This is a genomic window from Pseudarthrobacter sp. HLT1-7 (genome assembly GCF_059383435.1).
This window is the reverse complement of the sequence record NZ_JBWZCH010000018.1, coordinates 1-26,732: the sequence shown is the minus strand read 5'-3', so window position 1 is coordinate 26,732 and position 26,732 is coordinate 1. Positions and strand designations below refer to the sequence as shown.

Sequence of the window (26,732 nt, the reverse complement as noted above, 5' to 3'; positions counted from 1 at the left end):
CATGAGTCTTACCATGTAAGTCTTGCATACGTTGTAAGGTTGGTACAAGAGGCTAGGAGGTGGGCTGTGACCAGAGGCGCGGTGCGTACGCCGCTCAGCCGGGGGCGCGTGCTTGCGGCCGCGATGGCACTGGCCGACGCCGAGGGCCTATCCGCGTTGACCATGCGCCGGCTCGCCGCCGACGTCGGCGTCGAGGCGATGTCCCTCTACCACCACGTGCCCGGCAAGGAGGGCCTCCTCGACGGGCTCACCGAGGCCGTTCTCGTCGCGATCAACGCTGCGGTCGCGGCTCGGGTGACGGCCGACGACGACTGGCGTACGGCGCTGCGCCACCGCTGCCTCGCCGCCCGCGAAGTGATGGTGCGCCACCGCTGGGCGCCAGGCCTCCTCGGCTCACGCTCGAGCATCCCTCCGGGCCTGTACCCCTACTACGAGGAGATCCTTGCGACGATGATCCGCGGCGGCCTGAGCTATCACCTCGGCCACCGGGCCATCCACGCCCTCGGCACCATGGTCCTCGGCTTCACCCAGGAGCTGTTCAGCCCCGACTCCGAAGGCGGCACCATGGACGAGGAGGCCGCCGAAGCCGAGTTCGCCGCCATGGCCGCCGTCCTGCCCCACCTCACCGCGATGGTCGCCTCCGAAGTCCACGACAACGACGAGGACCCCCTCGGCTGGTGCGATAGCCAGAACGAGTTCGAGTTCACGCTGGCCCTGTTGCTGGATGGGTTGGCCAGGGCTGCTGAAGGCTGAGCGGTGGGCGCGTCCTATCAGCTCCCTTCTGATGTCAACGGACAGGCTCGAGGGTCCTGCCCTCGCCGATCTTCCGATCCGACGGTCGCCAGCACCTGACGAACCGACGGTCGAGGCCTGCGCAGCCACCAGCCCAGGGGGCTGACGGAAGGCGCTGTGGTCACTTAGCTCTCCTTCGCCGCGGTGGCCACGTCGCACACTAGCCAGCGGAGCATGAAACGAGTAGGCGGTGGACCGGACCCACACCACACTCACCGGCGGGAGATCCAGCCTTCGACACATCCGACTCTGCCGCGGAGTGGCCGTACGCTCTGCCGCTGAGCCATGCGCATTTCCTCTCCGTACGACGACAAATCGTTAATCTACTCGATTAGGCAGGTAGGTCCGTGGCTGCTGCAGGTCTAGGTGCCGCACACCGTTCCCCTTGCGGGCAGCCGACTCCTTCTCCTAATCCGATTTGGCATCTCGAAACCTGCGTGTCTCGAAACGCATGCGATGCAAGACAACTCAAGCCCCGTTGAGCGACACCAAGCGATCACAGAACGCCGTCACTAGGCACAGAAGTCCACAGCTCAGTGGCGTAGAGCGCGGCCGTCACCGACAATCGCACCGTCATCGCTAGTTCCATCAAAACTGTCGTAGCCTCCCGATAATCTATGGGTATGGAAAGCACAGTCTGGAGTGCGGAGAGCAGGGAGGCCCTGGCGGCCGTCGCCGCGTCCGTGGCTGCGTTGGCTGCTTTCACCGGTTCCGGGGTGGACCGTGTTGACGTGCCGGGCGCTGATCCTTCCCGGGACGCCGAGCCTGATCCGCTTTGGGCTGATCCGTTGCGGGATCTGGCGGATGCCTGCCTGGGCAGGCTCTCAGGGGTGGCCGTTCTGGAAGCTTGTTCGGCCGCGTTGAAGGTGCGGCTGACCGCGGAGTACGTGGAGGCGACCCGGGCGATGGCGTCCCCGACGGCGTCCCTGCGGGACCACACCGTCCAGGAGATGGCACTGGTCGCCGAGCTCGCCTGCGTCCTGACCGTCAGCGAACACGCCGCCGGGGCCCTGCTGGGTCAGAGCCAGGCCCTGACAACGCAGCTGCCGCTGACCCTGGGAGCCTTGCAGACCGGGACGATCTCCTGGGCCCACGCCCGGATCATGGTGGACGAAACCACCGGCCTGGACCCGGCCGGGGCGGTGGCGCTGGAGGCGCACTTCCTGGACCCCGGCGCGCTCAACCCGGCCCGCGGGTGCCCTGCCGGGGAACTCGTTCCGGGACGGTTCCGCGCCAAGGCACGTAAGTGGCGCGAACGCCACCACCCGGTCAGTATCGAGAAACGCCACGCCAAAAGCGCGGCGGACCGGCGGTTCGAGTTCGCTCCGGACAGGGACGGGATGGCCTGGCTCTCCGCCTACCTCCCGGCAGTGACGGCCGCGGGGATCTGGGAACGGACCACCGCCGCCGCCCGCGCCCTCCAGGGTCCGGACGAGGCCCGGACCCTGACCCAGCTCCGCGCCGACATCGCCGCCACCTTACTCCTGGGCGCCGGTACCGGCGCCGAGGGCAACGGCGGATCCGGGGATGTGCCGGTCCCGCGGGCGCAGGTCCTGATCACCGTCCCGGCCCTCTCGCTCCTGGGTGCCGGGGAGGAACCGGCGATGCTGGACGGGTACGGGCCGATCCCGCCGTCCATGGCCCGGGCTCTGATCGCCGACGGCGCGGAGTCCTTCCACCGGGTCCTGACCGACCCCCGCGACGGTGCCCCGCTGGAAATCGGCCGGACCAGCTACCGCCTCACCAAAGCCCAGCGTCAATGGCTCCGGCTCCGCGACGGCCGATGCACCTTCCCGGGCTGCAACAACCCGTCCCTGGACAACGACGCCGACCACCTCCTGGCCTGGGCCGACGGAGGCACCACCGGCATCGCCAACCTCGGACAAGCATGCCGCAAGCACCACCGGCTGAAACACGGCTCGGCCTGGACCCCCTCCGGGGCCAGCAAGGACAAACCGCCGGGCTGGACCTCACCGTCAGGGCGGAACTATCCCAGCGAACAGCAGGACTGGGAACCACCGGAGTGGCCACCTCACGTCCTGCCCACTGGCGAAGGCTTGGACGAAGGCCCGACCGCGGATCCAGGTTGGGAGGCCGAACTGGATCCGCCCCAAGACCCCGGCCGGGACCCCAGCCTCGAACTGCCCGCGGACCCCGGTCGGGACCCCGAGCTGGACTTGCCCCCGGATCCCTTCCCCGACTGGCACGAATTCACGGCCGGGCATCCCTGGCCTGCAGACGCCGGGCACCAGGGCTGGTCAGCGCCTTCCGATGACCCAAACCCGGACTCATTCCTGTCCCAATGTGCCAAAACGAGCAGTTGCCTTCTTTAAGCGCGAACATCCAACCAAGTGCTAAGCGCAGTCATCCAACCACGTCGCTGGCACCCGGGGCCAGGGCCTGTCTGACTATTCATCCGTGACGGGTTGGCATGGTGGACCAGGTCGCGGACTGGCGCCTTGGCAGATGCCCAGGGACGCGGATCGAAACGTGGATGCCGAGTTCCGTCGGGACGCCGTCGGATCGCTGAAGGCACTATCTGCCCAGGCGGGCAGCATCGCCTAAGCGGTCTCCCGCGTGTCCCCGGCGGCGGGACGTTCCCGGTGGCCGGCCGGGCACCCGGCGTCGGCGGTGTTTGCGGCGGGCTGCTCCACAGTGATGCCGTAGAGCGCCTCGAGGGCGGCGACATAATGTTCCTGCTGCCCGTTGGCGGCGAGCTCGCGGGCCCGGACGGTGGGGACGTGCAGCAGTTGCTTGACCATCCGGCGGAGGGCGAACTCGACTTCCTCGGCCGCGGCGGTGCAGCCGTGTCGGGCGCGCACCTTTTCCATTTCGGCATCCAGCACGTTCATGGTGTGCCGGCGCAGGGCGACGATTGCCGAGTCCACGGAGCGGGCATCGCGTTCCTGTTCGAAGGAACTCGCGGCGCCGGCGACGATGCTGCTGGCCTGGGCCAGAGATTCGGCCTGCTCCTGCGGGGCCGCCAGCCGGACAGATTCCAGCGTCAGCAGCTCGACGCCGCGGAGCCCGCCGACGGCGGGATCGAAATCATGGGTGAGGGCCAGGTCGATGGCGATCAGCGGCTGGAGTGACGCCGCGCGGACCCGCGCGAGCTCGGCTGCCTCGACACGCGTGTCCGAGCCGCTGCAGCCGATCATGACGTCGGCCGCGGCGACGGCGCCGGGGAGGGTGTCGCCGTCGAGGGCGGTCCCGCCGCGGGTCGCGACAAAACCGGCGGCGCGGCCGGAGGAGGAATAGACAGAGACGTCGGTGCAGCCGCGTTCGCGCAGCAACGACATGGTGGCGCCCGCGTAGGCGCCGGTGCCGAAGACGACGGCCTTCTTGACCGACCAGTCGGGGTTCTCGGAGAGTTCGGTGGCGAGGTCCAGGGCCACGGAGACCACGGACAGCCCTCGGGCTCCGAGCGCGGTCTGCGCTCCGACGTCCTTGGCCGCCTTGGAGGCCGCCTGGAACAGCCGCACCAGGCCGGAACTGGCCGTGCCTTCGGCCTGGGCAGTGATCAGGGCCCGGCGCACCTGCCCGGCAATCTCGCGTTCGCCGACGACGGCGGAGTCCAGTCCGGAGCTGACCGAGAAGAGGTGCCGGCTGACCTCCGGGCCGGTGCGCGTGCTGAAGGAGCGCGCGACGAGCTGTTCGTGGAGTCCCGTGGAGCCGCTGATCTGGGTGATGAGCGCCGCGCGGGCGGCGGGAACGTCGTCCGGATGGGGGGCTTCCCCGTAGATCTCGAAGCGGTTGCAGGTGGAAAGCACGATGGCACCCGCCATGGCCGGCGATCCGGCGAGGGCGGATGTGGCGAGCTCGGAAGCGCCGGTGCTCAGTTGAGCAACGGTCTCGAGATCGATATCGGCGTGGGTCGCCACCAATGAGAAAAGAACCACAGCAGGACAATCATAGCTTTTTCGCCGGGCTGTAGAACAACCGATCCGACATCAATCGCCCGTGTGTAGCCTCACCCCTGCCTGTGATCCCCGCCACTGCACGGGGATGCCCCGGGCCCGTAACAGGTTGTGGTTATCTTTTGGGGCTGATTTTGGGCACAATCAAAGTCATGACTCCTAGTGCTGCGGTAACTCCTGACACCACCTCTGGCCTCGATGCCGGGCACCCGCTGATGGACGGCCGCACCGCGGACTCACCGCTGATCACCGCCTACCGCGGCGGCAGGCCCTCCCGGCGTCCCGTCTGGTTCATGCGCCAGGCCGGCCGCTCACTGCCGGAGTACCTCAAACTCCGTGAGGGCGTCGCGATGCTCGACTCCTGCTTGCGCCCCGAACTCGCCTCAGAGATCACCCTGCAGCCCGTGCGCCGCCACGACGTTGACGCGGCCATCTTCTTCTCTGACATTGTCATTCCGCTCAAGCTGGCCGGCGTGGGGGTCGACATCGTTCCCGGCGTGGGACCCGTGCTGGACAAACCGGTCCGCACGGCCGCGGACGTCGCGGCCCTCCCGCAGCTGACCTGGGAGGCCCTCGAGCCGATCCGGGAGGCCGTCCGGCTCACCGTCGCCCAGCTGGGCAAGACCCCGCTGATCGGCTTTGCCGGCGCCCCGTTCACCCTCGCGGCGTACATGGTGGAAGGCAAGCCCTCCCGCGACCACCTCGGCCCGCGCACCATGATGCACGCCGACCCCGAGACCTGGACCGCCCTGGCCAACTGGGCCGCAGACGCCTCCGGCATGTTTCTCCGCGCCCAGCTGGAAGCCGGCGCGTCCGCCGCCCAGCTCTTCGACTCCTGGGCCGGCTCGCTGGGCCTGGCCGACTACCAGCGCTTCGTGGCCCCGGCATCGGCCCGGGCCCTGGACCACGTCCGGCACCTCGGCGCCCCGCTGATCCACTTCGGTACCGGCACCTCGGAACTGCTCGTGGCGATGCGCGACGTGGGTGTCGACGTCGTGGGCGTGGACTACCGCCTGCCGCTGGATGAAGCCAACCGCCGCCTCGGCGGCACAGTGCCGCTGCAGGGCAACATCGACCCCGCCCTGCTGTCCGCGCCGTGGGACGTCCTGGAAGCCCACGTCCGCGACGTCATTGCCGCGGGCGCCGCGGCCCCGGGCCATGTGCTGAACCTCGGCCACGGCGTGCCCCCTGAAACGGACCCCACGGTACTGACGCGCGTCGTTGAACTCATTCACTCGATCTCCCCGGAGTAGGGGAATGGAGCCAGGCGCGGGCGTCCCGGCCACCCCGGCCGCCCCGGCGGACGCCGCCCCGGGGAACAACGTGCCGAAGACCGCCGTCGTGGTGGGCGGCGGAATCTCCGGCCTGCTGGCCGCCCGCGAACTGGCCCGGGCCGGCGTCAGTACCACAGTCCTGGAAGCCTCCGGCGGCTGGGGCGGCTGCGTCGGCAGCCACACCGTCGCCGGGCTGACCCTGGACAGCGGCGCAGAATCGTTCGCCACCCGTTCCTCCGCCGTGGCCGACCTCGCAGCCGAGCTGGGGCTCGCGGCCCAGATCGTGGCCCCCAACCCCCGCGGCGCCTGGGTCCAGTTACCCGAAGGCCCGCGTGAACTTCCCCGCACCGGCGTGCTCGGCATCCCGGCGAACTCCTGGGACCCGGAGGTCCGGCGGACCCTGGGGCTGCTCGGCACGCTCCGGGCCTCCCTCGACGCCCTGCTCCCGGCCTCGCTTGGCACCCGCAACGAGGACACCAGCGTCGCCGCGCTGGTCCGCGCCCGGATGGGTCGGCGGGTCCTGGAACGCCTCGTCGCGCCTGTGGTGGGCGGCGTCCACTCGGCCGATCCCGAGGTGCTCGACGTCGACATGGTGGCACCCGGACTGCGAGCCGGCATCAGGGAACACGGCTCGCTTGCCGCCGCCGTCACCGCCCTGCGCTCAGGAGCCCCGGGCCGGGGAGGGTCGGACCTCTCAACGCGCGCACCCGTCACGCCCGCCACGGGCCCACCCTCCACGCCCGGCGTGACCGATCCTGGCCCGCAGAAGGCTGGTTCCGCCGTCGCCGGCCTGCGCGGCGGGATGTTTACGCTGGTTTCCGCGCTCCTGGCCGATCTGCGCCGGCGCGGCGTCACCCTGCTCAGCAACGCCCCGGCCGGCTCCGTGGAACGCACCGCGGAGGGCTGGCGCGTCGCCGCGGGGGACACCGCGTACGACGCCGTTCTGCTCGTCATCGCCGTGGAGGGGCCGGCCGCCGTCGGACTGCTCACCGCTACCCTGCCGGAGCTTGCCGGCCGCCGCCCCGGTGCCGGCCCGGACGTGAGCCTGGTCACGCTCGTCGTGGATCTTCCACAGCTCGACGACGCGCCGCGGGGCACCGGCGTGCTGGTGGCGCCGCAGAGTCCGGGCATCCAGGCCAAGGCACTCACGCACTCCACGGCAAAATGGGGCTGGCTGGCGGAGCGGACCGGACCTGGCACACACGTGGTCCGCCTCTCCTACGGGCGCGGCGACGCCCGGCACGGAGTCCAGGGCGCGGGCGGGCCGCGCACTGACGAGGAACTGTTCGACGCCGCCGTCAGGGACGCCTCCACGCTGCTCTCCGTCCCGGTCACGGCTGCTGACGTGGTCGGCCGGGACGTGGTCCGCTGGGCCGGCGCGCTGCCCTTCGCATCCCTGGGCCACCAGCGCCGCGTCGCCGAGGTCCGGGGCATCTGCGCCGCGGACGGCACCCTGGCCGTGGTGGGCGGCTGGCTCGCCGGGAACGGCCTCGCCGCGATCGTGGCCGACACACCGCGGCAGGTCCGCACGCTGCTGGGCTGAGCGCCATTTCCCGGTCCTGCTGTGGCGTTGTCCGGTCCGGCCGCCCCGCAAAATGTGAGCTTAGTCACTTCTACGCGATGTAGAAGTGATCCGTTTCGACTTCGCTACACCGAGGGGGCAAACTGGTAAGCATGAGCCACACTTCTGCCGAATCTGTCACCAAAACCGGATCAGCAACCGAATCAGTAAGCGAAGAATCAGCCGGCCAGTTCTTCACTCTCTGGACTGTTTTTAAGCGCTCCGCCGACGTCAATCGGTCCGCCGACGTCCCGCGCAGCGGCGGTGCTGCCGGGGAGTTCGATGCCCTCGCAGCGCGGCTGGCCGAGGCGGGGGTGGTCCTCCGCGGCTGCTACGACGTTTCGGCAATGCGCGCCGATGCCGACATCATGATCTGGCTCCATGGACCCCAGCCCGAAGCACTACAGCGGGCCGTCCGCGACATCCGCCGCAGCGAGTTGTTCGCCGGCACCGAGATCGCCTGGTCCGCCATGGGCGTGCACCGCGAGGCAGAGTTCGCCAAGAACCACACCCCGGCGTTCTCCCGCGGCGTGGAACCGGCAGAGTGGCTCTGCGTCTACCCCTTCGTCCGCTCCTACGAGTGGTACCTGCTGCCCGACGCCGAGCGCGGCGCGATGCTCCGTGACCACGGACTGCTGGGACGCGACTTCCCCCAGGTCATCGCCAACACCGTCTCCTCCTTCGCCCTCGGTGACTGGGAATGGATCCTGGGCCTCGAAGCCCCCGAGCTCGTGGACCTCGTGGACCTGATGCGCCACCTGCGCGCCACCGAAGCCCGCCACCACGTCCGCGAAGAAATCCCGTTCTACACCGGCCGCCGAGTGAGCGCCGCAGAGATTGCCGAGGTACTTGCATGAGCCCGCTGGAGTCCAAGGAAACCACCGCCGCCACCGCCGTGAACGAGGTTACGCAAGCGGGCCGGATGGCACCCAAGGAGTACGACGCCGTGCTCCTCGCCTCCTTCGGCGGACCCGAAGGCCAGGATGACGTCATCCCGTTCCTGCGCAACGTCACCCGCGGCCGCGGCATCCCGGACGAGCGGCTCGAAGCAGTCTCGCACCACTACCGCGCCAACGGCGGAATCAGCCCGATCAACCAGCTGAACCGCGATTTGTTGGCCGGGATCGAGGCCGAACTCGCCGCCCGCGGCATCGGACTGCCGGTGTTCTGGGGCAACCGGAACTGGGCCCCGTTCATCCCGCAGACCCTCGCGGACATCCACGACGCCGGGCACCGCAAGGTTCTTATGGTCACCACGAGCGCCTACTCCTGCTACTCAAGCTGCCGCCAGTACCGTGAGGACATCGGCATCGCGCTGACCGAATCCGGCCTGGACGGGAAGCTCGAGGTCGACAAGGTACGCCAGTACTTCGACCACCCCGGTTTTGTGGAGCCTTTCGTCGAGGGCACCGCCGCCGGCCTCGCCGAGGTCCGCGCCCGGCTCGCCGCTGCCGGCACCCCGGACGCGCCCGTGCAAATCCTTTTCGCCACGCACTCCATCCCCACCCGCGACGCCGAGGCCGCCGGGCGTTCCGAGGGCGAGCCGCGCCACTTCGAGGCAGACTCCGCCTACGTCGCCCAGCACCTGGCTTCCGGCACCGAGGTCATCCGCCGGGTGGAGGCCGAGACCGGTCACACCGCTCCGTGGTCCCTCGTCTACCAGTCCCGCTCCGGCGCCCCGAACACCCCGTGGCTGGAACCCGATATTAACGACGCGATCGAGGAACTCGCCGGCCAGGGTGTCAAGGGCATCGTGATCGTGCCTCTGGGCTTCGTCAGCGACCATATGGAAGTCGTCTGGGACCTCGATACGGAGGCGCTGGAAACCTGCGACAGGCTGGGACTCGTCGCGACCCGCGTCCCCACCCCCGGCACGCACCGTAAGTTCGTCGCCGGCATCGTGGACCTGATCTGTGAGCGGACGGCCGCAAACAACATCGCCGGGCGCCCGCACCTGAGCACGCTGGGCCCCTGGTACGACGTCTGTCGACCGGGCTGCTGTGCCAACTTCCGCGGCGAAAAACCCACCATCGCAGGGGCCGACACCACCGTCGGGACCGGCCACGATCCGTATGCGGTGGCTCCCTCCGCGGCGGGCACGCCCGCGCGGGCTTCGGGTCCGGAAACCCCGTGACGGTCCGGATCGGCACCCGCGCCAGCAAGCTGGCGCTCACCCAGACCCGCCAGACCGCGGACCAGCTGGCCGCCGTCGGCGGGTTCCCGGTAGAGCTGGTCCACATCCGCACCGACGGCGACGTGCTCACCGGCTCGCTGTCCCAGATGGGCGGTACCGGCGTCTTCGTCGCCGCGCTGCGCGATGCCCTCCTGCAGGATAAATGCGACGTCGCAGTGCACTCGCTCAAGGACCTGCCCACCGGCGCGGCACCGGGGCTGACGCTCGCGGCCACCCCCAAACGCGCAGATGTCCGGGACGTGCTCTGCGCGCGCGACGGGCTCAAGCTCGCGGACCTGCCCGCCGGGGCCACCGTCGGCACCGGCTCCCCGCGACGCGCAGCCCAGCTGCGCGCGGTCCGCCCGGACCTTGACATCCGCGACATCCGCGGCAACGTGGAAACCCGCCTGGGCCGTGTCCCCGGGCTGCCGGGCAACACCAACGACGCCGTCGTGGCAGGCAAGAGCTCCGATCTCGACGCCGTTGTGCTCGCCGCTGCCGGGCTCCACCGGCTCGGCCGGCTTGACGCGGTGAGCGAATACCTTGAGTCCGATGTTATGCTGCCGGCCGCCGGCCAGGGTTCGCTTGCGATCGAATGCCGCAGCGCCGATGCGCCGCGCAAGGCAGGGTCCACCGAAGGATCGCAGGGCGTGCTGGCGCAGGCCCTCGCCGCCCTCGACGATCCTGACACCCGGCTGGCCGTGACGGCTGAGCGCGCGCTGCTGGCCCGCCTTGAGGCCGGCTGCGCCGCACCGGTAGGCGCCTACGCGTCCCGAAAGGGCAGCACGCTGTCCCTCGAGGCCGTGGTCTGCGCCGTCGACGGCACCGCCTCCATCCGGGACGCGAAGGCCACCGACGGGCTGACTGAAGTCGGCGCCACCCTGCTGGGGATCGAGCTGGCCGAGATCCTGCTGGCGCGCGGAGCCGCCGACATCGCGGACCTGGCCGCTTCCTGAACCGCGGAATCCATCAGTCCATGGGACGGCACAGTGAACCCGGCATGAAGTTTCCCAGCGGCGCCCGCGTGCTGGTGGCCCGCAGCCCGGACCGTGCGGGAGAGCTCGTCTCGGCCCTGCGCGGGGTGGGGGCCGAGCCGTTGCTGCTGCCGCTGATCGACTTCGAACAGGCAGGCGACCAGCATTCCCTCGACGTCGCCTTCGACGCCCTGGGTGCCGGGGCCTACGGCTGGCTCGTGATCAGCAGCGTGACCACTGTCCAGGCCCTTGAGGCGAAAGCCGCCGAGCGCGGCACCTCACTCAGCGCCTGGCTGCCCGGCAGCATCCTCGTGGCCACCATCGGCCCTGCGACACGCCGGGTCCTGGAGTCCCGGGGTGTCAGCGTCGACCTTGCACCCACGGCCCAGCAATCCGGAACAGGCCTGCTCGACATCTGGCCCGACAACCAGGGCAGCGTGCTCCTGCCGCAGGCGGATATCGCCGACCCGCGGCTCAGCCGGGGCCTCGAAGCGAGAGGCGCGTCAGTCCAGGCCGTCACCGCCTACAACACCGTGGACTACCCGGCCGATCCCCGCCGCGCCCTGCCCGCCTGCCGGCCGGCCCTGCAGCAGCAGGATGTCCCGAACGGTGCCGCGGCCTTGGTGCTCACCGCCGCCGAGGCGAAAGCCGAAATCGGCGCGGGCCGGCTGCATGCCGTCGTCGCCGCCTCGCCCAGCGCCGTGCGCCGTATCCACGCAGACCTCGCGCCGCTCGGCACCTGCCGTTTCGTCGCCATCGGACGCTCGACGGCGGCCGAGGCGGAGTCCCTCGGGCTCACCGTTGCCTCTGTCGCGGAGGAGCCCACCGCCTCCGGCCTGGTGGCCGCCGTCGTCCGGTCCCTGGATCCCCAGCCGCCCCCGCCCCGTCAGCCGTAAAGCACCCAGCAAAGGACACCCCATGAGCTTCCCGAGCCACCGCCCCCGCCGGCTCCGCACCACCCCGGCCATGCGACGGCTGACGGCCGAGCACCGCCTCTCGGCCGCGGAACTCATCCTGCCTGCCTTCATCCGCGACGGCCTCACCGCGCCGAATCCCATTGCCTCGATGCCGGGTGTGCAGCAGCACACCACCGACACGCTGAAGCGCGCCGCGGCCGAAGCCGTGGAACGCGGCGTCGGCGGCATCATGCTCTTTGGAATCCCCGCCGTCCGCGACGCCACCGGCACCGCCGCGCTGGACCCCGACGGCGTGCTGAACAAGGCCATCCGGGACGTCCGCGCCGAGGTGGGCGACGAACTGGTGATCATGAGCGACGTCTGCCTGGACGAATTCACCGACCACGGCCACTGCGGCGTCCTCGACGCCGGCGGCTACGTGGATAACGATGCCACCCTGGAGATCTATGGCCGGATGGCCGTCGCCCAGGCTGAGGCCGGCGCCCACGTGCTGGGGCCCTCCGGCATGATGGACGGCCAGATCGGCGTCATCCGGCAGGCGCTGGAAGACGCCGGCCACGCCAACACAGCCGTGGTGGCCTACGCCGCGAAGTACGCGTCGGCGTTCTACGGTCCCTTCCGCGAGGCCGTCGACTCGCAGCTCAAGGGCGACCGCCGCACCTACCAGATGGACGCGGCCAACCGCCGCGAAGCGATGCTTGAAGTGGAGCTGGACCTCGCCGAAGGCGCCGACATCGTGATGGTGAAGCCCGCCATGAGCTACCTCGATATCCTCGCCGACGTCGCGGCGATGAGTCCGGTGCCGGTTGCCGCCTACCAGATCTCCGGCGAATACTCGATGATCGAGGCCGCCGCCGCCAACGGGTGGATCGACCGCCGCGCGGCGATCACCGAATCCGTCCTGGGCATCAAACGCGCCGGGGCCAACATGGTGCTGACCTACTGGGCCACCGAGCTCGCCGGCTGGCTGCAGGAGTCCTGATGAACGCCGTGGCAACTACTGACCCGGTCCCGGCGGCGGACCCCACCGCGCCCGTCGGGCCGGGCCGGATCCTGCTGGGCCTGAACACCTTCGGCGACGTGGGGGTGTTCCCCGACGGGCATCCCGTCCCGCACGCCCAGGTGCTGCGGCAGCTGCTGGAACAGGCCGAACTCGCGGATCAGGTGGGGCTGCATGCCTTTGGTGTGGGGGAGCACCACCTGGTGTGGGGGAGCACCACCGCCGCGACTTCGCCGTGTCCGCCCCCGAGGTATTCCTCGCCGCCGCCGCAGCCCGCACCAAGCACATCCGGCTCGGCTCCGCCGTGACGGTGCTCAGCTCCGATGATCCCATCCGGGTCTTTGAGCGCTTCGCCACCGTGGATGCCATCTCCGAGGGCCGGGCCGAGGTCATGCTGGGCCGCGGCTCATTCATCGAGTCCTTCCCGCTGTTCGGGCTGGACCTGGCGGACTACGAGGTCCTTTTCGAGGAGAAGCTGGAGCTCTTTGACAAGGTCCGGGCGCAGCGACCCATCCATTGGGAGGGCCGCACCCGGCCGGCCATCAACGGGCTCAGCGCCTACCCGCCGCTGGAGCACCACCTGCTGACCGCCTGGATCGGCGTCGGCGGGACCCCGGAATCGGTGCTGCGCTGTGCCGAATACGGCTACCCGATCATCTTCGCCATCATCGGCGGCCAGCCGCGGTCCTTTGCCCCCTTGGCGGACCTGTACCGCGAGGCGATGGGCAAATACGGCCACCCGGTGCAGCAGCTGGCTGCCCACTCACCGGGCCACGTTGCCGGGACCGACGAGGAAGCACGGGAAGAGCTCTTCCCGCACTGGCTCGGCCAGCGCAACCTGATCGGTTCCGAGCGCGGCTGGGGTCCGGGCAGCCGGGCCGAGTTCGACGCCCTGTGCGCCCCCGAAGGCGCCCTGTACGTCGGCTCGCCGGATACCGTCGCCGCGAAGATCGCCCTGTTGAAGGAGAACCTCGGCGTGGACCGCTTCGACCTCAAATACAGCCACGGCACCCTGCCGCACGCCGCCATGATGCGGTCCATCGAGCTGTTCGGCACCGAGGTGGCACCCCGGGTGGCCACCCTGCTGGCCGGCGCTGCGCCACTCCATTGAACGCGACTGAAAGAACAGGAACCATGACTTCCAGCCACCCCCGCAACGAAGAACTCTTCGACCGCGCCCGCCAGCTGATGCCGGGCGGCGTCAACTCGCCGGTCCGCGCGTTCGGCTCCGTCGGCGGGACCCCGCGGTTTATGGTCAACGCCACCGGCCCCTACCTGACCGACGCCGACGGCGACGAGTACGTGGACCTGGTCTGCTCCTGGGGCCCGGCGCTGCTGGGACACGCCCACCCGGCAGTCCTCGCCGCCGTACACGCCGCCGTCGACCACGGATTGTCCTTTGGGGCCTCGACGCCGGACGAGGCCAACCTCGCGGCGATCGTCCGGGAACGCGTCCCCGCGGCCGAGCGCGTCCGGATGGTGTCCACCGGGACGGAGGCGACCATGACGGCCGTCAGGCTGGCCCGCGGCTTCACCGGCCGGAACCTCATCATCAAGTTCGCCGGCTGCTACCACGGCCACCTCGACAGCCTCCTCGCCGCCGCCGGGTCCGGCCTGGCCACCCTCGCCCTGCCCGGTTCCGCGGGCGTCACCGCGGCCACCGCCGCCGAGACCCTGGTGCTGCCGTACAACGACCTGGCCGCCGTTGAGGCGGCCTTCGCCACCCACGGTGCGAACATCGCCGCGGTCATCACCGAGGCCGCGCCCGCGAACATGGGCGTCGTCACCCCCGGCGAGGGCTTCAACGCCGGCCTGTCCCGGATCACCCGCGAACACGGCGCCCTGTTGATTCTCGACGAAGTCCTGACCGGCTTCCGCACCGGCCGCTCCGGCTACTGGGGGCTCACCGGCGGGGCGGTGGACGCGGCCGAACCATGGACCCCGGATCTGCTGACTTTCGGCAAGGTCATCGGCGGCGGGATGCCGACGGCGGCCCTTGCCGGACGTGCGGACGTGATGGACTACCTTGCGCCGCTGGGCCCGGTCTACCAGGCCGGCACGCTGTCCGGTAATCCGGTGGCCATGGCCGCCGGCGTCGCCACCCTGACCCATGCCACCCCGGAGGTGTACGCCTTCGTGGATGCCCGCGCGCTGGAACTCTCTGCCGCGCTGTCCTCGGCGCTGGCAGCGGCCGGCGTGGACCATTCGATCCAGCGCGCCGGGAACCTGTTTTCGGTGGCGTTCGGTACCTCCGCCCGCGGCGTGCACAACTACGACGACGCCCAGGGCCAGGAAGTCTTCCGCTACGCACCGTTCTTCCACTCGATGCTGGATTCGGGCGTCTACCTGCCGCCGTCGGTCTTCGAGGCCTGGTTCCTCTCCGCCGCGCACGACGACGCCGCGATGAACCGGATCTTCGACGCCCTGCCGGCCGCGGCGAAGGCGGCGGCTGCCGCGAAGGCGTAGCCTCCGGAAGCTGCACCGCCGGCGGCGCGGGGTCCGGCGTCGCTAGTTGGGACGGTGCTTAAAACACTTTGGGCACCCGCCGCGGCGGGTGCCCAAAGTGTTTTCGCTGCAGAACCGCGGTCTACAGGACGTCCGAGAGGAAGCCCTGCAACCGTTCGGTCCGGGGGTTGGTGAAGAGCTGCTCCGGCGGGCCGGACTCCACCACGACGCCGGCATCCATGAACGTGACGGTGTCCGAGACGTTCCGGCAGAACCCCATCTCGTGGGTCACCACCACCATGGTCATGCCGCCCTCGGCAAGCTCCGCCATCAGGGCGAGAACGCCTTTGACGAGCTCCGGGTCGAGGGCGGAGGTTGCCTCGTCGAAGAACATCACTTCGGGCTTCATAGCCAGCGCACGGGCGATAGCCACGCGCTGCTGCTGCCCGCCGGAGAGGTTGGCGGGCCGGGCGTCCGCCTTGTGCTTGAGACCCACGAGGTCCAGCTGTTCCAGCGCCTCGGCCCGCGCCTGCTCCTTGGACATGCCGCGGAGCTTGTGCAGTGCCAGCGAGACGTTTTCCGCCACGGTCTTATGCGGGAACAGATTGAACTGCTGGAAGACCATGCCGATGCGCCGGCGGAGCTCATCAGGGTTGTCCTTTAGCACGGACTTCCCATCGAGGATGATGTCGCCCTGATCGGGCTCGATCAGCCGGTTCATCACCCGGAGAAGCGTGGACTTGCCCGAACCGGACGGGCCGATCACCGATGCAGTGGTGCCCTTCTCCACCGCCAGGTCAATGCCGCGGAGGACATGGTTGGAACCGAAGGACAGATGGATGTTTTTCGCTGTCAGCGACCCTGAAGCAAACTCGCTCATGCCTGGGCCCCCTTTCCGACCTTTGCGGCCGCTTCATCGGGTTCCTTCTTTTCCGGCCGGCCGGAACGCAGCCGGCCGTCAATCCAGTTCACGAAGTGTGTCAACGGAACCGTCAGGGCGAGGTAAAAGATTGCTGCGGCAACATACGGGGACAGGTTCCCGCTGGTCGACGCCGCGTCCTTGCCGATTTGGAAGATTTCCCGTTCCGAGGCCAGCAGGCCCAGGAGGAAAACCAGCGACGACTCCTTGATCAGGGCGATGAACTGGTTGACCAGGGCGGGCAGAACCCGCCGGATGCCCTGCGGCACCACCACCAGCCGCATCGAAGGGCCGTAGCCGAATCCCAGGGCGCGGGTAGCTTCGAGTTGTCCCTTGTCCACACTCTGGATGCCGGAACGGAAGATCTCACCGATGTACGCCGCCGACATCAGCGACAGTGCCGCCACGGCCATCGGGTAGGGGCTCGTGGAACCGGTCAGTTGCCGGATGATCGGACCGAAGCCGAGACCGATCACGAGGATGGTCAGGACGGGAGGCAGCCCACGCAGGATGTCGGTGTAGACACGCGCAATCCAGCGAACTGCAGCGTTCCTGGAGATACCCATCAGGGCAAGCACCATCCCGAGCAGCGTTCCGATGATCCCTGACGTAACGGCCAGGACGAGCGTATTCGGCAGGCCCACCGCGAACATCATGGGGATGACTTCGCCCATCGCCTGCCAGTCGAGGAAAGTCTCGCCAAGTTGCTTGAGGATATCCAGGAAATTCATCGACGCCCCGGGCTACTTGGCCGGGATCTGGACGGCCTTGCTGCCCGGCTTCCAGCCCTGCGGAGTCTGTTCCGCCGCGGTCTGGCGGTCCGTGTACCACTCGGACGTCAGTTTGGTCCATGTGCCGTCGGCGATGACCGCATCCAGACCCGTGTTCAACGCGTCGATGAGGGCTTTGTTGTCCTTGTTAACGGCGTAAGAGGTGAAGTTCTGGGTATTGACGACCTTCTCGGCGATTTTGGTTTTGTCGCCTTCCTTGACCTGGCCCGTGGCCTGCTGGGACGGGGCCACCCACGCGTCCACCTGGCCGTTCTTCACGCTGGCGTAGACCGTGTTGTAGTCCGGGAAGCGGACGGGCTCAAGCTTGAGGGTGTTGGTGACATAGTCATCCTGGACGGTGCCCTGGACGACGCCGACACGTACCCCGGCCTTGAGGTCACCAAAGGACTTGATCGGGGCGTTGTCCTTCGTCACGACGGCCATGTAGCCGAAGTCGTAGCCGTTGGTGAAGCCGACCGATTCACGGCGCTTGTCGGTGGTGGAGATCGAGGAGGATCCGACGTCGAATTGCTTGTTGTTGACCTGGGAGAGCAGCGCGGAGAAGTCGGTTGACGCGAATTCGACCTTGAGCCCCAGCTTGTCGCCGATGGCACGCATGATCTCGTTGTCGTACCCGGTGAACTTGCCCGCGGGGTCGATGAAGATGTTTGGCGGCGCGTCCGAGAGGGTGCCCACCCGCAGGGTTCCCTCGGTGATCAGGCCAAGTTTTGACTTGTCGATCGTGTCCAGGGGAGTGACGTCGGCGGTCGTGTACGTGTCCAGGGAGGTCTGGTCGCTGCCGGCGAGGGCATCACTGGGCGTTCCGCTCGGGGCGGCTGTTCCGCCGCCGCAGGCCGCCAAGGATACGGCAACGGCAATCGCCGCCGGGACGGTAGTCAGCCACTTCATCGCTTTGGATTTCATCGCGCAAATCACTTTCATCGGAAGTTCAGGGGGTCGCGGGGCCGCGCAGTGCAGCCCGGCCCGGGGCATCAGCGCCGGCAGGGGGCAGGTGGGTCCGCGAATATTATTGTTACACCTGACTCTGAGGCCGGATGAATCCGAAGCAGTGCAGGGCAGAAGCTGCTTTCACCGAATTTACTTCAGCTGTGCCAGGTATCGCCCGTGATCTGGGCGACGCAGGCGGGCTGCAGCGGAATGATCGGCTTGGGCGCGCCCGGCGATCGGTTGGTCGCGGGTGTGTGACTTCGGTCGCAATTGCTGGAATCAGGCGCCGCGGCGGTCGATTCACGGGCCGTCTTTGCCCGCACGTTTCCTTCCATGACGCCCGGCCGCCCTAGAAATCGCCGCGGCCGGCGTCCTCGGGGGGCAGCACGGGCCAGTCGCCCTCGATCACGGCGGCGGGCTTGGTCTTGCGCAGGTACGTCTGGAAGTCAGCGGCCTGCGAGGATGCCCATTCGATCTGGAGTTGATGCAGGTGGCTGGCGGGCATCCGCAGTTTGGGGAATTTGCCGGCCATGGCGTCGAGCATCCGCAGGGTGGCCAGCGCGTCGGCCGCCGAGGTGTGCGCGTTGTCCAGGTTGACGCCGTACTCCTCGCACAGGGCGGTGAGTGTGCGCTTGCCCTTGCGGTAACGGTCCACCTGCTTGTTCATGATGTATGGGTCCAGGACCGGGAAACGGCTCAGCTGGGGAATGCCGTAGCGGGCCGATTCCGCGGCGAGCACGGTGAAGTCGTAGCTGGCGTTGAAGGCGATCACCGGGACGTCGGCGTCGAACAACTCCTGGAGCACGGCGGCGACATCGCGCGTGACATCCGCGGCGGGGCGGCCCTCGCGGCGGGCCTGCTCGGTGGTGACACCGTGGATGTCGCTGGCCTCGGTCGGGATTTCGATCCCCGGATCGGCGAGCCACTCGTGTTCCTTGATGATCCCGCCGTCGGCGTCCACGACGGTGATGGACGCCGTGACGATCCGCGCGGCGCGGGAGTCCCGCCCGGTGGTTTCAAGGTCGAAGGCTGCGCGGGGGAGGGTGTTCCAAGTGCTCATGCTTCAACGCTACCTGCTGCCGCCGACAGTAGCGGGCCACCACCCCGGTCCCCGCACTGGCGCGCTCCGACGGCCCCGCACTGGCCCGCTCCCGCGGCCCCGGCCGCTAGGCTTATGCCATGCGGATGGACTATGTGGAGGCGGTGCTGGAACTCGTGGCACTGATCCCCGCAGGCGCCGCCGTGGCCTATGGCGACGTCGCCGAACTCCTCGGCTCCGGCGGGGCCCGGCAGGTGGGTTCGGTCATGAGCCATCACGGCAGCACGGTCCCGTGGTGGCGGGTCCTCAAAGCCAGCGGTGACGCCCCGCCCGGCCACGAGCGCGAGGCCATCGCCCTGTACATCGTTGAAGGCACGCCGCTGCTCGGCAGCTATGCGGACTACCTCCGCAGCGGGGAGGGACGCTGGCGGGTGGACATCACGGCTGCGCGATGGGCGCCGTCGGACGGCGAGTTCGGCCGGATTGACGCCATCGCCGGGCGGCTTGGACGCTCCTCGCCTAAAGTGTCAGCCCCTGATGATGAAATGACTGTGTGAGCACCCCCAGCCAAACCCCTGCTACGCCACAGCCCACGACGCCCAGGACGGCACCGCCCGCAAAGGGTGGATTCCGCGGCACCAGATCCGGCACCTCCGGTTCATCCCTTCGCCTGCTGCCGCCGCGCAAGCAGCACAGCACAGTGCCCGTGCTCTCGGGGGACCAGCTTGCCGCCGTCGACGTGGCACACGGTTCCGGTCCCGTCCTCGTCCCCGGGGCACCGGGCACGGGAAAATCGACGGTACTTCTCGAGGCCGCCGTCCGCCGCGCGGAACGCGACGGCCTGGACCCGGAACGAATGCTCATCCTGGCGCCCGGGCGGCTCGCCGCCGATTCACTCCGGGACCGCTTCACCGCACGGCTGGACCGGAGTCTGAGTACGACGCCGGCCCGCACCTGGGCATCGTACGCCTTCGACGTGATCCGGCGCGCCAAGGCGGAAGGCATCCTGCCGCTGCCGCGTCCGCCGAAGCTCCTCTCGGGTCCGGAGCAGGACCTCATCATTAAGGAACTGCTTGAAGGACACACGCAGCCGGGGCTGGAGCTGCCCTGGCCCGTGGACCTGGCGGCAGCCCTGCAGACCCGCGGCTTCAGGCAGGAAGTCCGCCAACTCTTCGACCGGATCATCGAATCCGGCCGCACCGCTGACGATCTTGTGGTCCTCGCGGGGCGCTGCCACCGGCCGGACTGGGTGGCCGCGGCGGCGCTGTATGCCGAGTACCGCGACGTCCTGGACCTGCGGATGCCCGAAGCCTTCGACCCTGCCGGCATCATCACCGCCGCCCGCCAGATCTTTCAGGATGCGCCGGATTTCCTCGCCGCGGAGCGGGACCGGCTCCAGCTGGTGCTGGTGGACGACATCCAGGAAGCCAACCCCGCCGTGTTCGAGCTGCTCGCGGACATCGCCGCGGGCAAGGACGCCATCATCACCGCTTCCCCGGACACCGTCGTCCAGGGGTTCCGCGGCGCCCGCCCGGACCTCGTGGCCGAACTGCCCCGCCTGCTGGCACCCGCCGGCGGTTCTTTGCTGGAGCGCCCGCTGTGGACCGCCCACCGCCACAGCCCCGCCGTGGCCGACGCCTGGCTCTCGGTGGCCGGGCGCATCTCCCGACGCGCCGGCGGGCAGTCCGCGCGGCGGCTCGAACAGCCGGCACAGCCTGCGGCAGCACCTCCCGACGGCGGCCCCTCCGCGGGCTCCGTTGAGGCGCACCTCCTGCCGTCCCCCGTGCACGAACTGCGCTACGTGGCGCAGCGGATCCTGGAAGCCCAGCTCAACGAGGGCCGCGAACTCGGCGACATCGCCGTCATTGTCCGCAACGGCGGCCAGCTCAGCCAGCTCCAGCGTTACCTCTCCGGCCAGGGCATCCCGGTCCGGATTCCGGTGGCCGAATCAGCCGTCCGCGATGAGGTTGCCGTCCGGCCCCTGCTGGACGCCTACACGGTGGTCCTGGACCCCGAAATGCTCACGGCCGAGGCTGCTGTCGCCCTGCTGAGCTCCCGGGTCGGCGGAGCCACCTCGATCGAACTGCGCAGGCTGCGCCAGTCGCTGCGCCGGGAGGAAATTCTTGGCGGCGGCGGGCGCACCAGTGACGTGCTCCTCGTCGAGGCGCTGCTGGAGCCCGGGGCCCTCGCCACGATCGGCGTCGAGGGCCACTCCGCACGCCGGGTGGCCCGGATGATCCAAGCCGGCCGGGAAGCCGCGGAGGCCAAGGGCGGGAACGCCGAAACGGTGCTCTGGGCGCTGTGGAACTCCACCGGCCTCGCCTCGCGCTGGACCGAGGCGGCGCTGGCCGGGGGAGCCGCCGGCGCCCGCGCGGACCGGGACCTCGATGCCATGATGGCCCTGTTCCACACCGCCGAGCGCTTCGTGGACCAGCTGCCCGGTTCCGGACCGGAGCAGTTCCTGGAGTACCTGCTCAGCCAGGAGCTCCCGATGGACACCCTGGCCGCGAGGGCACAGCTGGAGGACGCCGTGGAACTCATGACCCCTGCCAGCGCTGCCGGACGGGAATGGCCGGTGGTGATCGTCCCCGGACTGCAGGAAGGCGTGTGGCCCAACACCCGGCTCCGCGGCGAACTGCTCGGCAGCACCCTGTTCGCGGACGCGGTCGAGCACGGGGTGGACTATGCCCTGCAACTGGACCCGCTCAGCCGGCTGCGCGAGATCCGCTATGACGAGCTGCGCAGCTTTTCCACGGCGGTGTCCCGGGCCCGGCAGGTGCTGATCTGCACCGCTGTGTCCTCGGAGGACGATCAGCCCTCCTCCTTCCTGGACTACGTGGCCCCGCTGCATCCGGACCGGGACCGGCGCGGATTCACCCCGGTGGAGCGGCCGTTGACCCTTCGCGCCCTCGTGGCCGAACTGCGCCAATACGCCCAGCTGGACGCTCCTGAAGCCCTGGAGGCAAGCGCCGTCCTCGGCGCCCTCGCCGCCGCGGAGCCGCCGGTACCGGGGGCGCACCCGGCTGACTGGTGGGGATTGGCGCAGCTGTCCTCCGGCGAGCCGGTGGTCCCGCCGGGGAGCACCGTCTACGTCTCGCCGTCGAAGGTTGAAACGGTGCAGAAATCGCCGCTCGACTGGTTCGTCCAGGCCGCCGGCGGAGAGGCGGCAACCGACTTTGCCCGCAGCCTCGGCACGCTTGTCCACGCCATCGCGCAGGACCTCCCGGATGCCTCGGGCGGGGAATACGTCGCCGAACTGGTCCGCCGCTGGCCCGCGCTCGGGATGAAGGACAACTGGGAAGGCAAGCTGGACTTCCAGCGCGCCGAATCGATGGTCCGGAAGCTGGCCCAGTATGTGCTGCTCATGCGCAGCGAGGGTCGGTCCCTGGTCGGCGTCGAGCAGGACTTCGAAGTCAAACTCCCTGACGTTGCGGCCCCGGCCGGTAGCGCCAGCGCTGACGCCGGTCCCGGGGCCGACGGCGAGCCCTGGCCTGCCCGCCCCGCCATGCTGCGCGGGCAGGTCGACCGGCTGGAGATCGACGCTGACGGCCGGCTGGTGGTCGTGGACCTCAAGACCGGCAAACGGCAGCCGGGCAAGGCCGATCTCGAGCGCCACCCGCAGCTGGGCGCCTACCAGGCGGCCGTGCTCGCGGGCGGTTTTGCCGGACCCGACGACGGCCCGCCGCCGCGTCCGGGCGGTGCCGTCCTGGCGCAGCTCGGCACCACCACCAAGAGCCCCGGCGTGCAGGCCCAGAAACCGCTGGATCCGGCGGACAACTGGGCGCTGGAGATGGTGGGCGATGCTGCCCGGGTCATGTCCGGGAGTACTTTCGAGGCCCGCCACGACCCTTCCAAGGGTGGCCACGGCGGCCACGGCTGCCGGCTGCCCGAGGTCTGCCCGCTGTGCGCCCGGGGAAAGCAGGTCACCGAATGACCGCCGAGCCAACACCGAGGCCCTTCGACGGCAGCGGGCCCCTTCCGGCCGAACTGCCCGCCGCTCGGCACGCACCCCTGCCCACCCCGCGGTTCACCCCCGAGGCACTCGCCAAAATGCTGGGGGAGAAGAACAGCCCCACGGCCGAGCAGTCCCTCATCATCTCTTCGCCGCTGGCTCCGCGGCTGGTGATCGCCGGCGCCGGCTCGGGGAAGACCGCCACGATGGCGGACCGGGTAGTGTGGCTTGTCGCCAACGGCTGGGTCCGGCCGGAGGAAGTGCTCGGCGTGACCTTCACCCGCAAGGCCGCCGGGGAACTGGCCACCCGCATCCGTGCCAAGCTGGCCGCCCTGGCCCGGATCGCCGCGGAAGACACTGAGAATAGAGTCTTCCCGGCCGGGCTGCTCAGGACGGACGCGCTCGAGCCCAAGGTCTCCACCTACCATTCCTACGCAAGCGCGATCGTGTCCGACTACGGGCTCCGGCTCGGCGTCGAACGCGACGTCGTGCTGCTCGGCGGGGCCCAGTCCTTCCAGCTCGCCAGCGAAGTGGTGGAGGCGTTCGACGGCGACTACCAGCATTTCCGCTCCGCCAAGTCCACCCTGGTCAAGGCGGTCATCCAGCTGGCAGGCGAATGCGCGGAACACCTCCAGGATCCCGCCGGAGTCAGCGGCTGGCTGTTGGAACGCGCCGGCGAGTTCGAGGCGCTGCCATACCTCGCCACCGCCAAAAAGAACCCCAGCCAGGCCGCAGGGGAGCTGAGCGCCCTGCTGCGCACCCGGGCCAGCGTCGCTGAGATGGTGGGCCGCTACACCGACGCCAAACGGGCCCGGGGTGCGCTGGACTTTGGTGACCTCGTGGCACTGGCAGCCCGGGTGGCCAACGAGATCCCGGTTGCCGCGGAAACCGAACGCCAAAAGTACAAGGTGGTGCTGCTGGACGAGTTCCAGGACACCTCACACGCCCAGCTTGTCCTCTTTTCCCGGCTCTTCGGCGACGGCCACGCCGTGACCGCGGTGGGGGACCCGAACCAGTCGATCTACGGCTTCCGCGGCGCGTCCGCGGGCCAGCTCTTCCACTTCGTCCGCGAATTCCCGGTCCGGGTCGGAACCGGGCATCCGGCCGCCGCCACCCCGCGCTTTGCCGTGGCGCCGACGTCGTACCTCACCACCGCCTGGCGCAACGGCCGGAACATCCTCTCCGCCGCCAACGTCATTTCCGCCCCGCTCAGCAAGGCCGCGGCCCACACCGGCACCGCAGGCGCGCGGGATACCCCCGACGCGGTCGAGGTCCCGCCGCTGCAGCCCAGCCCCGGCGCGGTCCAGGGCCGGGTGGTGATGGGCCGCTTCGGCACGGACGAAGAGGAGGCCGCAGCGATCGCGGCCGACGTCCTGACGTTCCGCGTCACGGACTTTGACGGGTCGACGGCGGACCCCGAGCCGCCCGCGATGGCGGTGCTGTGCCGGCGCCGGGCCCAAATGGAGTGCATCCGCCGGGAATTCGAGCTGCGCGGGATTCCCTATGAGATCGTCGGCCTCGGCGGGCTCCTGGACACCCCGGAGATCGTGGACCTGGTAGCAACCCTCCGGGTCCTGGCGGATCCGGGCCGCTCGGACTCGCTGATGCGCCTGCTGGCCGGCGCACGCTGGCGGATCGGCCCCGCGGACCTGATGGCGTTCCGCGACTGGTCGAGCTTCCTCGCCCGACGCAGGGGTCGCCCCGGCAGCCCCGGGACGGACGACGGCACGGATGACGACACCGATGCCGACACCGACGACGGCGCGGATGCGGTGGTGATCGAGGGCGACCTCACGGATGCCGCCAGCCTGGTCGAGGCACTGGACTGGCTGCCGCGCGAGGGTTGGATATCCGCGCACGGCCGCCGGCTGAGCCCCGAAGCGTTGGAACGGCTCCACCGGCTCTCGGCCGAACTCCGCCAGCTGCGCGGCTACCTGGGCGATGATCTCACCACCCTTCTTGGCGAGGTGGAGCGGGCCATGCTGCTGGACATTGAAGTCGCGGCCCGGCCCGGGATCAGCATCCACCAGGCACGCCGGAACCTGGATGCCTTCCAGGACGCCGCCGCCGGATTCCTGCACACCGCACGGCGCATCGACGTGCTCGCCTTCCTGGCCTGGCTCGAGGCTGCGGCTGCGGAGGAAAACGGCCTCGATGCCGCCGCGCCTGAAGTGAACCACGAGGCCGTGCAGCTTCTGACCGTGCACGCCTCCAAGGGCCTGGAATGGGACGTTGTGTTTGTTCCCGGGCTCAACGCCGGGGCGTTTCCCAGCAGCCGCGACTCGCGCTGGAGCAGTGGCAGCGCCGCCCTGCCCTGGCCGCTGCGCGGGGACCGTGCGGACCTGCCGCAGTGGGATCTCGACCAGCCCGATCAGAAGGGCTGGCTCGACGCCGAGAAGGAGTTCAAGTCCGCCGTTCAGGTCCACGGGGAAGCCGAGGAACGCCGGCTGGCCTACGTGGCCTACACCCGGGCCAAGCATGTCCTCTGGGTATCAAGCGCCGCCTGGGTGGGCTCCCGGGCCGGGATGGCGGAAATGTCGCCGTTCTTGGCGGGGCTTGAGGCTCTGGCGGCCGACGGCGCCGCGGAAATCCACCCGCTCTCCGTCACGGAGGACTCGCTGCCGGAGGTGAGCCCGCTGACCGCGGAACTCGACGTGGCAGGGTGGCCGTATGACCCTCTCGAGGGACCGATCGATCCTCGGACGGGCTCCCGGCTGCGGCTCGTCGCCGGCCGCCGGGCCGCGATGGAAGCGGCAGCCGCACGGGTGCTGCAGTCGCTAGATTCGGACGTCCTCGATTCGGACGTCCTCGATGCGGACATCCTCGGTCCGGCAGTGGTCTCCGAACGGGCTGCAGTTCAGGCCGGCGGGGTAACCCGGCGCCCGCTGCGCGGCCCGGCCGCGGGCTGGGCCCGCGAGGCCTCGAGGCTGCTGGAACGCCGGTCCCGGCGGACCACCATGCACCACGTCCACCTCCCGGGCCATATCTCGGCGTCCACCCTGGTGGATCTGGACGAAGACGCAGGCTCCGTCGTCGCCCGGCTCCGGCGGCCGGTTCCGCGGGAGCCCGGGATGTCCGCCCGCAAGGGCACTGCCTTCCACGCCTGGGTGGAGGAGTATTTCGGCTCCACCGGCATGCTGGACCTTGGCGAGGCAACCGGCTCCGATGACCATATTGACGTGGCGTACGGCCTGGACGCCATGGTGGAGACCTTCCGCCGGTCCGAGTGGGCCCACCGGGCCCCGGCGCATGTCGAGGTCCCCGTTGAGACGCGGATCGGCGACGTTGTGGTCCGTGGCCGGATCGACGCCGTCTTCCGGGACGCCGACGGCGGCTGGGACCTCGTGGACTGGAAGACCGGTCGCCGGCCCTCGGCTTCCCAGCTGAAGGTCAAGGCCGTCCAGCTTGCCGTCTACCGGCTCGCCTGGTCGCGCCTGAAGGGCGTCCCGCTGGATCAGGTGCGGGCAGCGTTTTACTACGTTGCGGACAACCAGGTGGTCCGGCCGCACGATCTGGGGTCGGCGGAGCGGCTCGAAGCGATCGTGGCCGCGGCCCTGGGGCAGGGCCGCGGCTAGCGGCCATTTCCGTTAGTTCGTCGGGGTCCGGGGTCCGGGGCTGGGGGTTGGGGGTCCGGGCGGTGGCCGGGCTCAGGGACATGCCCCGCGCCGGGGCCAGCGGATGGACATAGTGTCATTGTGTCCAGTCCCGGGTGCGAAAAATGGACATGTCCCGCTGGACTGGCCAATTGGACTGGATGCCGGCCCAAGGGGACATGTCCCGCGCCGGGGGCAGCGGGTGGACATAGTGCCATTGTGCCCGGTCCCGGGTGCGAAGAATGGGCATGTCCCGCGCGGGGACGCCCGGCCCGAAGGGACATGCCCCGTGCCGGGGGCAGCGGGTGGACATAGTGTCATTGTGCCCGGCCCCGGCGAGTTCTAGTGATCGTTGCAACACCCCCTATGAACGGGAATTGCGACACACATGGAAACACCATCGATCAACAGTTCTTCCTTGAGGAAAAAAGCGTCTTTGAGGGAAGAACCTGGTCCTC

Annotated in this window: 18 protein-coding genes and 1 pseudogene; 14 read left to right on the top strand and 5 right to left on the bottom strand. The window is 69.6% G+C overall.

The window, feature by feature from the left end; translation table 11 throughout:
* The first annotated feature begins 66 nt into the window (after window positions 1–66).
* Window positions 67–753 carry a TetR/AcrR family transcriptional regulator gene (locus tag AC50X6_RS15450; RefSeq protein ID WP_494967064.1) on the top strand — a complete coding sequence of 229 codons (687 nt, stop codon included), beginning with the start codon at window positions 67–69 and terminating at the stop codon, window positions 751–753.
* A 656-nt stretch (window positions 754–1,409) separates the two neighbouring features.
* Complete coding sequence (locus AC50X6_RS15445) at window positions 1,410–3,125, top strand: HNH endonuclease signature motif containing protein (RefSeq protein WP_494967063.1); 1,716 nt, start codon at window positions 1,410–1,412, stop codon at window positions 3,123–3,125.
* A gap of 228 nt (window positions 3,126–3,353) precedes the next feature.
* Here the strand turns inward: AC50X6_RS15445 and AC50X6_RS15440 are convergent, their stop codons facing one another.
* Entirely contained in the window at window positions 3,354–4,691 is a 1,338-nt protein-coding gene (locus tag AC50X6_RS15440; RefSeq protein ID WP_494967062.1) for a glutamyl-tRNA reductase, read from the bottom strand.
* 170 nt (window positions 4,692–4,861) lie between these two features.
* Here AC50X6_RS15440 and hemE point away from each other — a divergent pair, with 170 nt between their 5' ends.
* From hemE to hemL, 9 genes and pseudogenes are all read left to right on the top strand, one after another.
* Window positions 4,862–5,962, top strand: a complete 1,101-nt coding sequence (gene hemE / locus AC50X6_RS15435; protein ID WP_494967061.1) for a uroporphyrinogen decarboxylase — start codon at window positions 4,862–4,864, stop codon at window positions 5,960–5,962.
* A gap of 4 nt (window positions 5,963–5,966) precedes the next feature.
* The gene (hemG, locus tag AC50X6_RS15430; protein ID WP_494967060.1) at window positions 5,967–7,526 is read left to right on the top strand and encodes a protoporphyrinogen oxidase; all 1,560 of its coding nucleotides are present in this window, start codon (window positions 5,967–5,969) and stop codon (window positions 7,524–7,526) included.
* 131 nt (window positions 7,527–7,657) lie between these two features.
* Window positions 7,658–8,401, top strand: coding sequence for a hydrogen peroxide-dependent heme synthase (hemQ, locus tag AC50X6_RS15425; protein ID WP_494967059.1), 744 nt, complete (start codon window positions 7,658–7,660; stop codon window positions 8,399–8,401).
* A complete protein-coding gene (locus AC50X6_RS15420; RefSeq protein WP_494967058.1) occupies window positions 8,398–9,678 on the top strand; it encodes a ferrochelatase in 1,281 nt (426 codons plus the stop codon). The genes hemQ and AC50X6_RS15420 overlap by 4 nt, the downstream gene beginning before the upstream one ends.
* Complete coding sequence (hemC, locus tag AC50X6_RS15415; protein ID WP_494967057.1) at window positions 9,675–10,673, top strand: hydroxymethylbilane synthase; 999 nt, start codon at window positions 9,675–9,677, stop codon at window positions 10,671–10,673. Before AC50X6_RS15420 ends, hemC begins: the two co-directional genes overlap by 4 nt.
* 44 nt (window positions 10,674–10,717) lie before the next feature.
* The gene (locus AC50X6_RS15410) at window positions 10,718–11,587 is read left to right on the top strand and encodes a uroporphyrinogen-III synthase (protein WP_494967056.1); all 870 of its coding nucleotides are present in this window, start codon (window positions 10,718–10,720) and stop codon (window positions 11,585–11,587) included.
* A gap of 22 nt (window positions 11,588–11,609) precedes the next feature.
* Window positions 11,610–12,590, top strand: coding sequence for a porphobilinogen synthase (hemB, locus tag AC50X6_RS15405; protein ID WP_494967055.1), 981 nt, complete (start codon window positions 11,610–11,612; stop codon window positions 12,588–12,590).
* Window positions 12,590–13,719: pseudogene (locus tag AC50X6_RS15400) on the top strand (LLM class flavin-dependent oxidoreductase). The gene hemB and the pseudogene AC50X6_RS15400 overlap by 1 nt, the downstream one beginning before the upstream one ends.
* A 23-nt stretch (window positions 13,720–13,742) precedes the next feature.
* Entirely contained in the window at window positions 13,743–15,074 is a 1,332-nt protein-coding gene (hemL, locus tag AC50X6_RS15395) for a glutamate-1-semialdehyde 2,1-aminomutase (protein ID WP_494967054.1), read from the top strand.
* 121 nt (window positions 15,075–15,195) lie between these two features.
* On the opposite strand, the gene AC50X6_RS15390 is transcribed toward hemL, so the two are convergent.
* The 4 genes from AC50X6_RS15390 to AC50X6_RS15375 form a co-directional block, all read right to left on the bottom strand.
* Entirely contained in the window at window positions 15,196–15,933 is a 738-nt protein-coding gene (locus AC50X6_RS15390; RefSeq protein WP_494967053.1) for an amino acid ABC transporter ATP-binding protein, read from the bottom strand.
* On the bottom strand, window positions 15,930–16,694 hold the full coding sequence (locus AC50X6_RS15385; protein WP_494967126.1) for an amino acid ABC transporter permease: 765 nt from the start codon (window positions 16,692–16,694) through the stop codon (window positions 15,930–15,932). The genes AC50X6_RS15390 and AC50X6_RS15385 overlap by 4 nt, the downstream gene beginning before the upstream one ends.
* A 21-nt stretch (window positions 16,695–16,715) precedes the next feature.
* Window positions 16,716–17,666 carry an ABC transporter substrate-binding protein gene (locus AC50X6_RS15380; protein WP_494967052.1) on the bottom strand — a complete coding sequence of 317 codons (951 nt, stop codon included), beginning with the start codon at window positions 17,664–17,666 and terminating at the stop codon, window positions 16,716–16,718.
* A 373-nt stretch (window positions 17,667–18,039) separates the two neighbouring features.
* On the bottom strand, window positions 18,040–18,750 hold the full coding sequence (locus tag AC50X6_RS15375) for a 3'-5' exonuclease (protein ID WP_326965721.1): 711 nt from the start codon (window positions 18,748–18,750) through the stop codon (window positions 18,040–18,042).
* Window positions 18,751–18,869: 119 nt separating this feature from the next.
* On the opposite strand from AC50X6_RS15375, the gene AC50X6_RS15370 reads away from it, so the two are divergent.
* The 3 genes from AC50X6_RS15370 to AC50X6_RS15360 all read left to right on the top strand — a co-directional run bounded on the left by AC50X6_RS15370 (window position 18,870) and on the right by AC50X6_RS15360 (window position 26,256).
* Window positions 18,870–19,286, top strand: coding sequence for an MGMT family protein (locus AC50X6_RS15370; RefSeq protein ID WP_494967051.1), 417 nt, complete (start codon window positions 18,870–18,872; stop codon window positions 19,284–19,286).
* On the top strand, window positions 19,283–22,663 hold the full coding sequence (locus AC50X6_RS15365) for an ATP-dependent helicase (protein ID WP_494967050.1): 3,381 nt from the start codon (window positions 19,283–19,285) through the stop codon (window positions 22,661–22,663). Before AC50X6_RS15370 ends, AC50X6_RS15365 begins: the two co-directional genes overlap by 4 nt.
* Before the next feature lie 116 nt (window positions 22,664–22,779).
* Complete coding sequence (locus AC50X6_RS15360; RefSeq protein ID WP_494967125.1) at window positions 22,780–26,256, top strand: ATP-dependent helicase; 3,477 nt, start codon at window positions 22,780–22,782, stop codon at window positions 26,254–26,256.
* The last annotated feature ends 476 nt before the right edge of the window (window positions 26,257–26,732 follow it).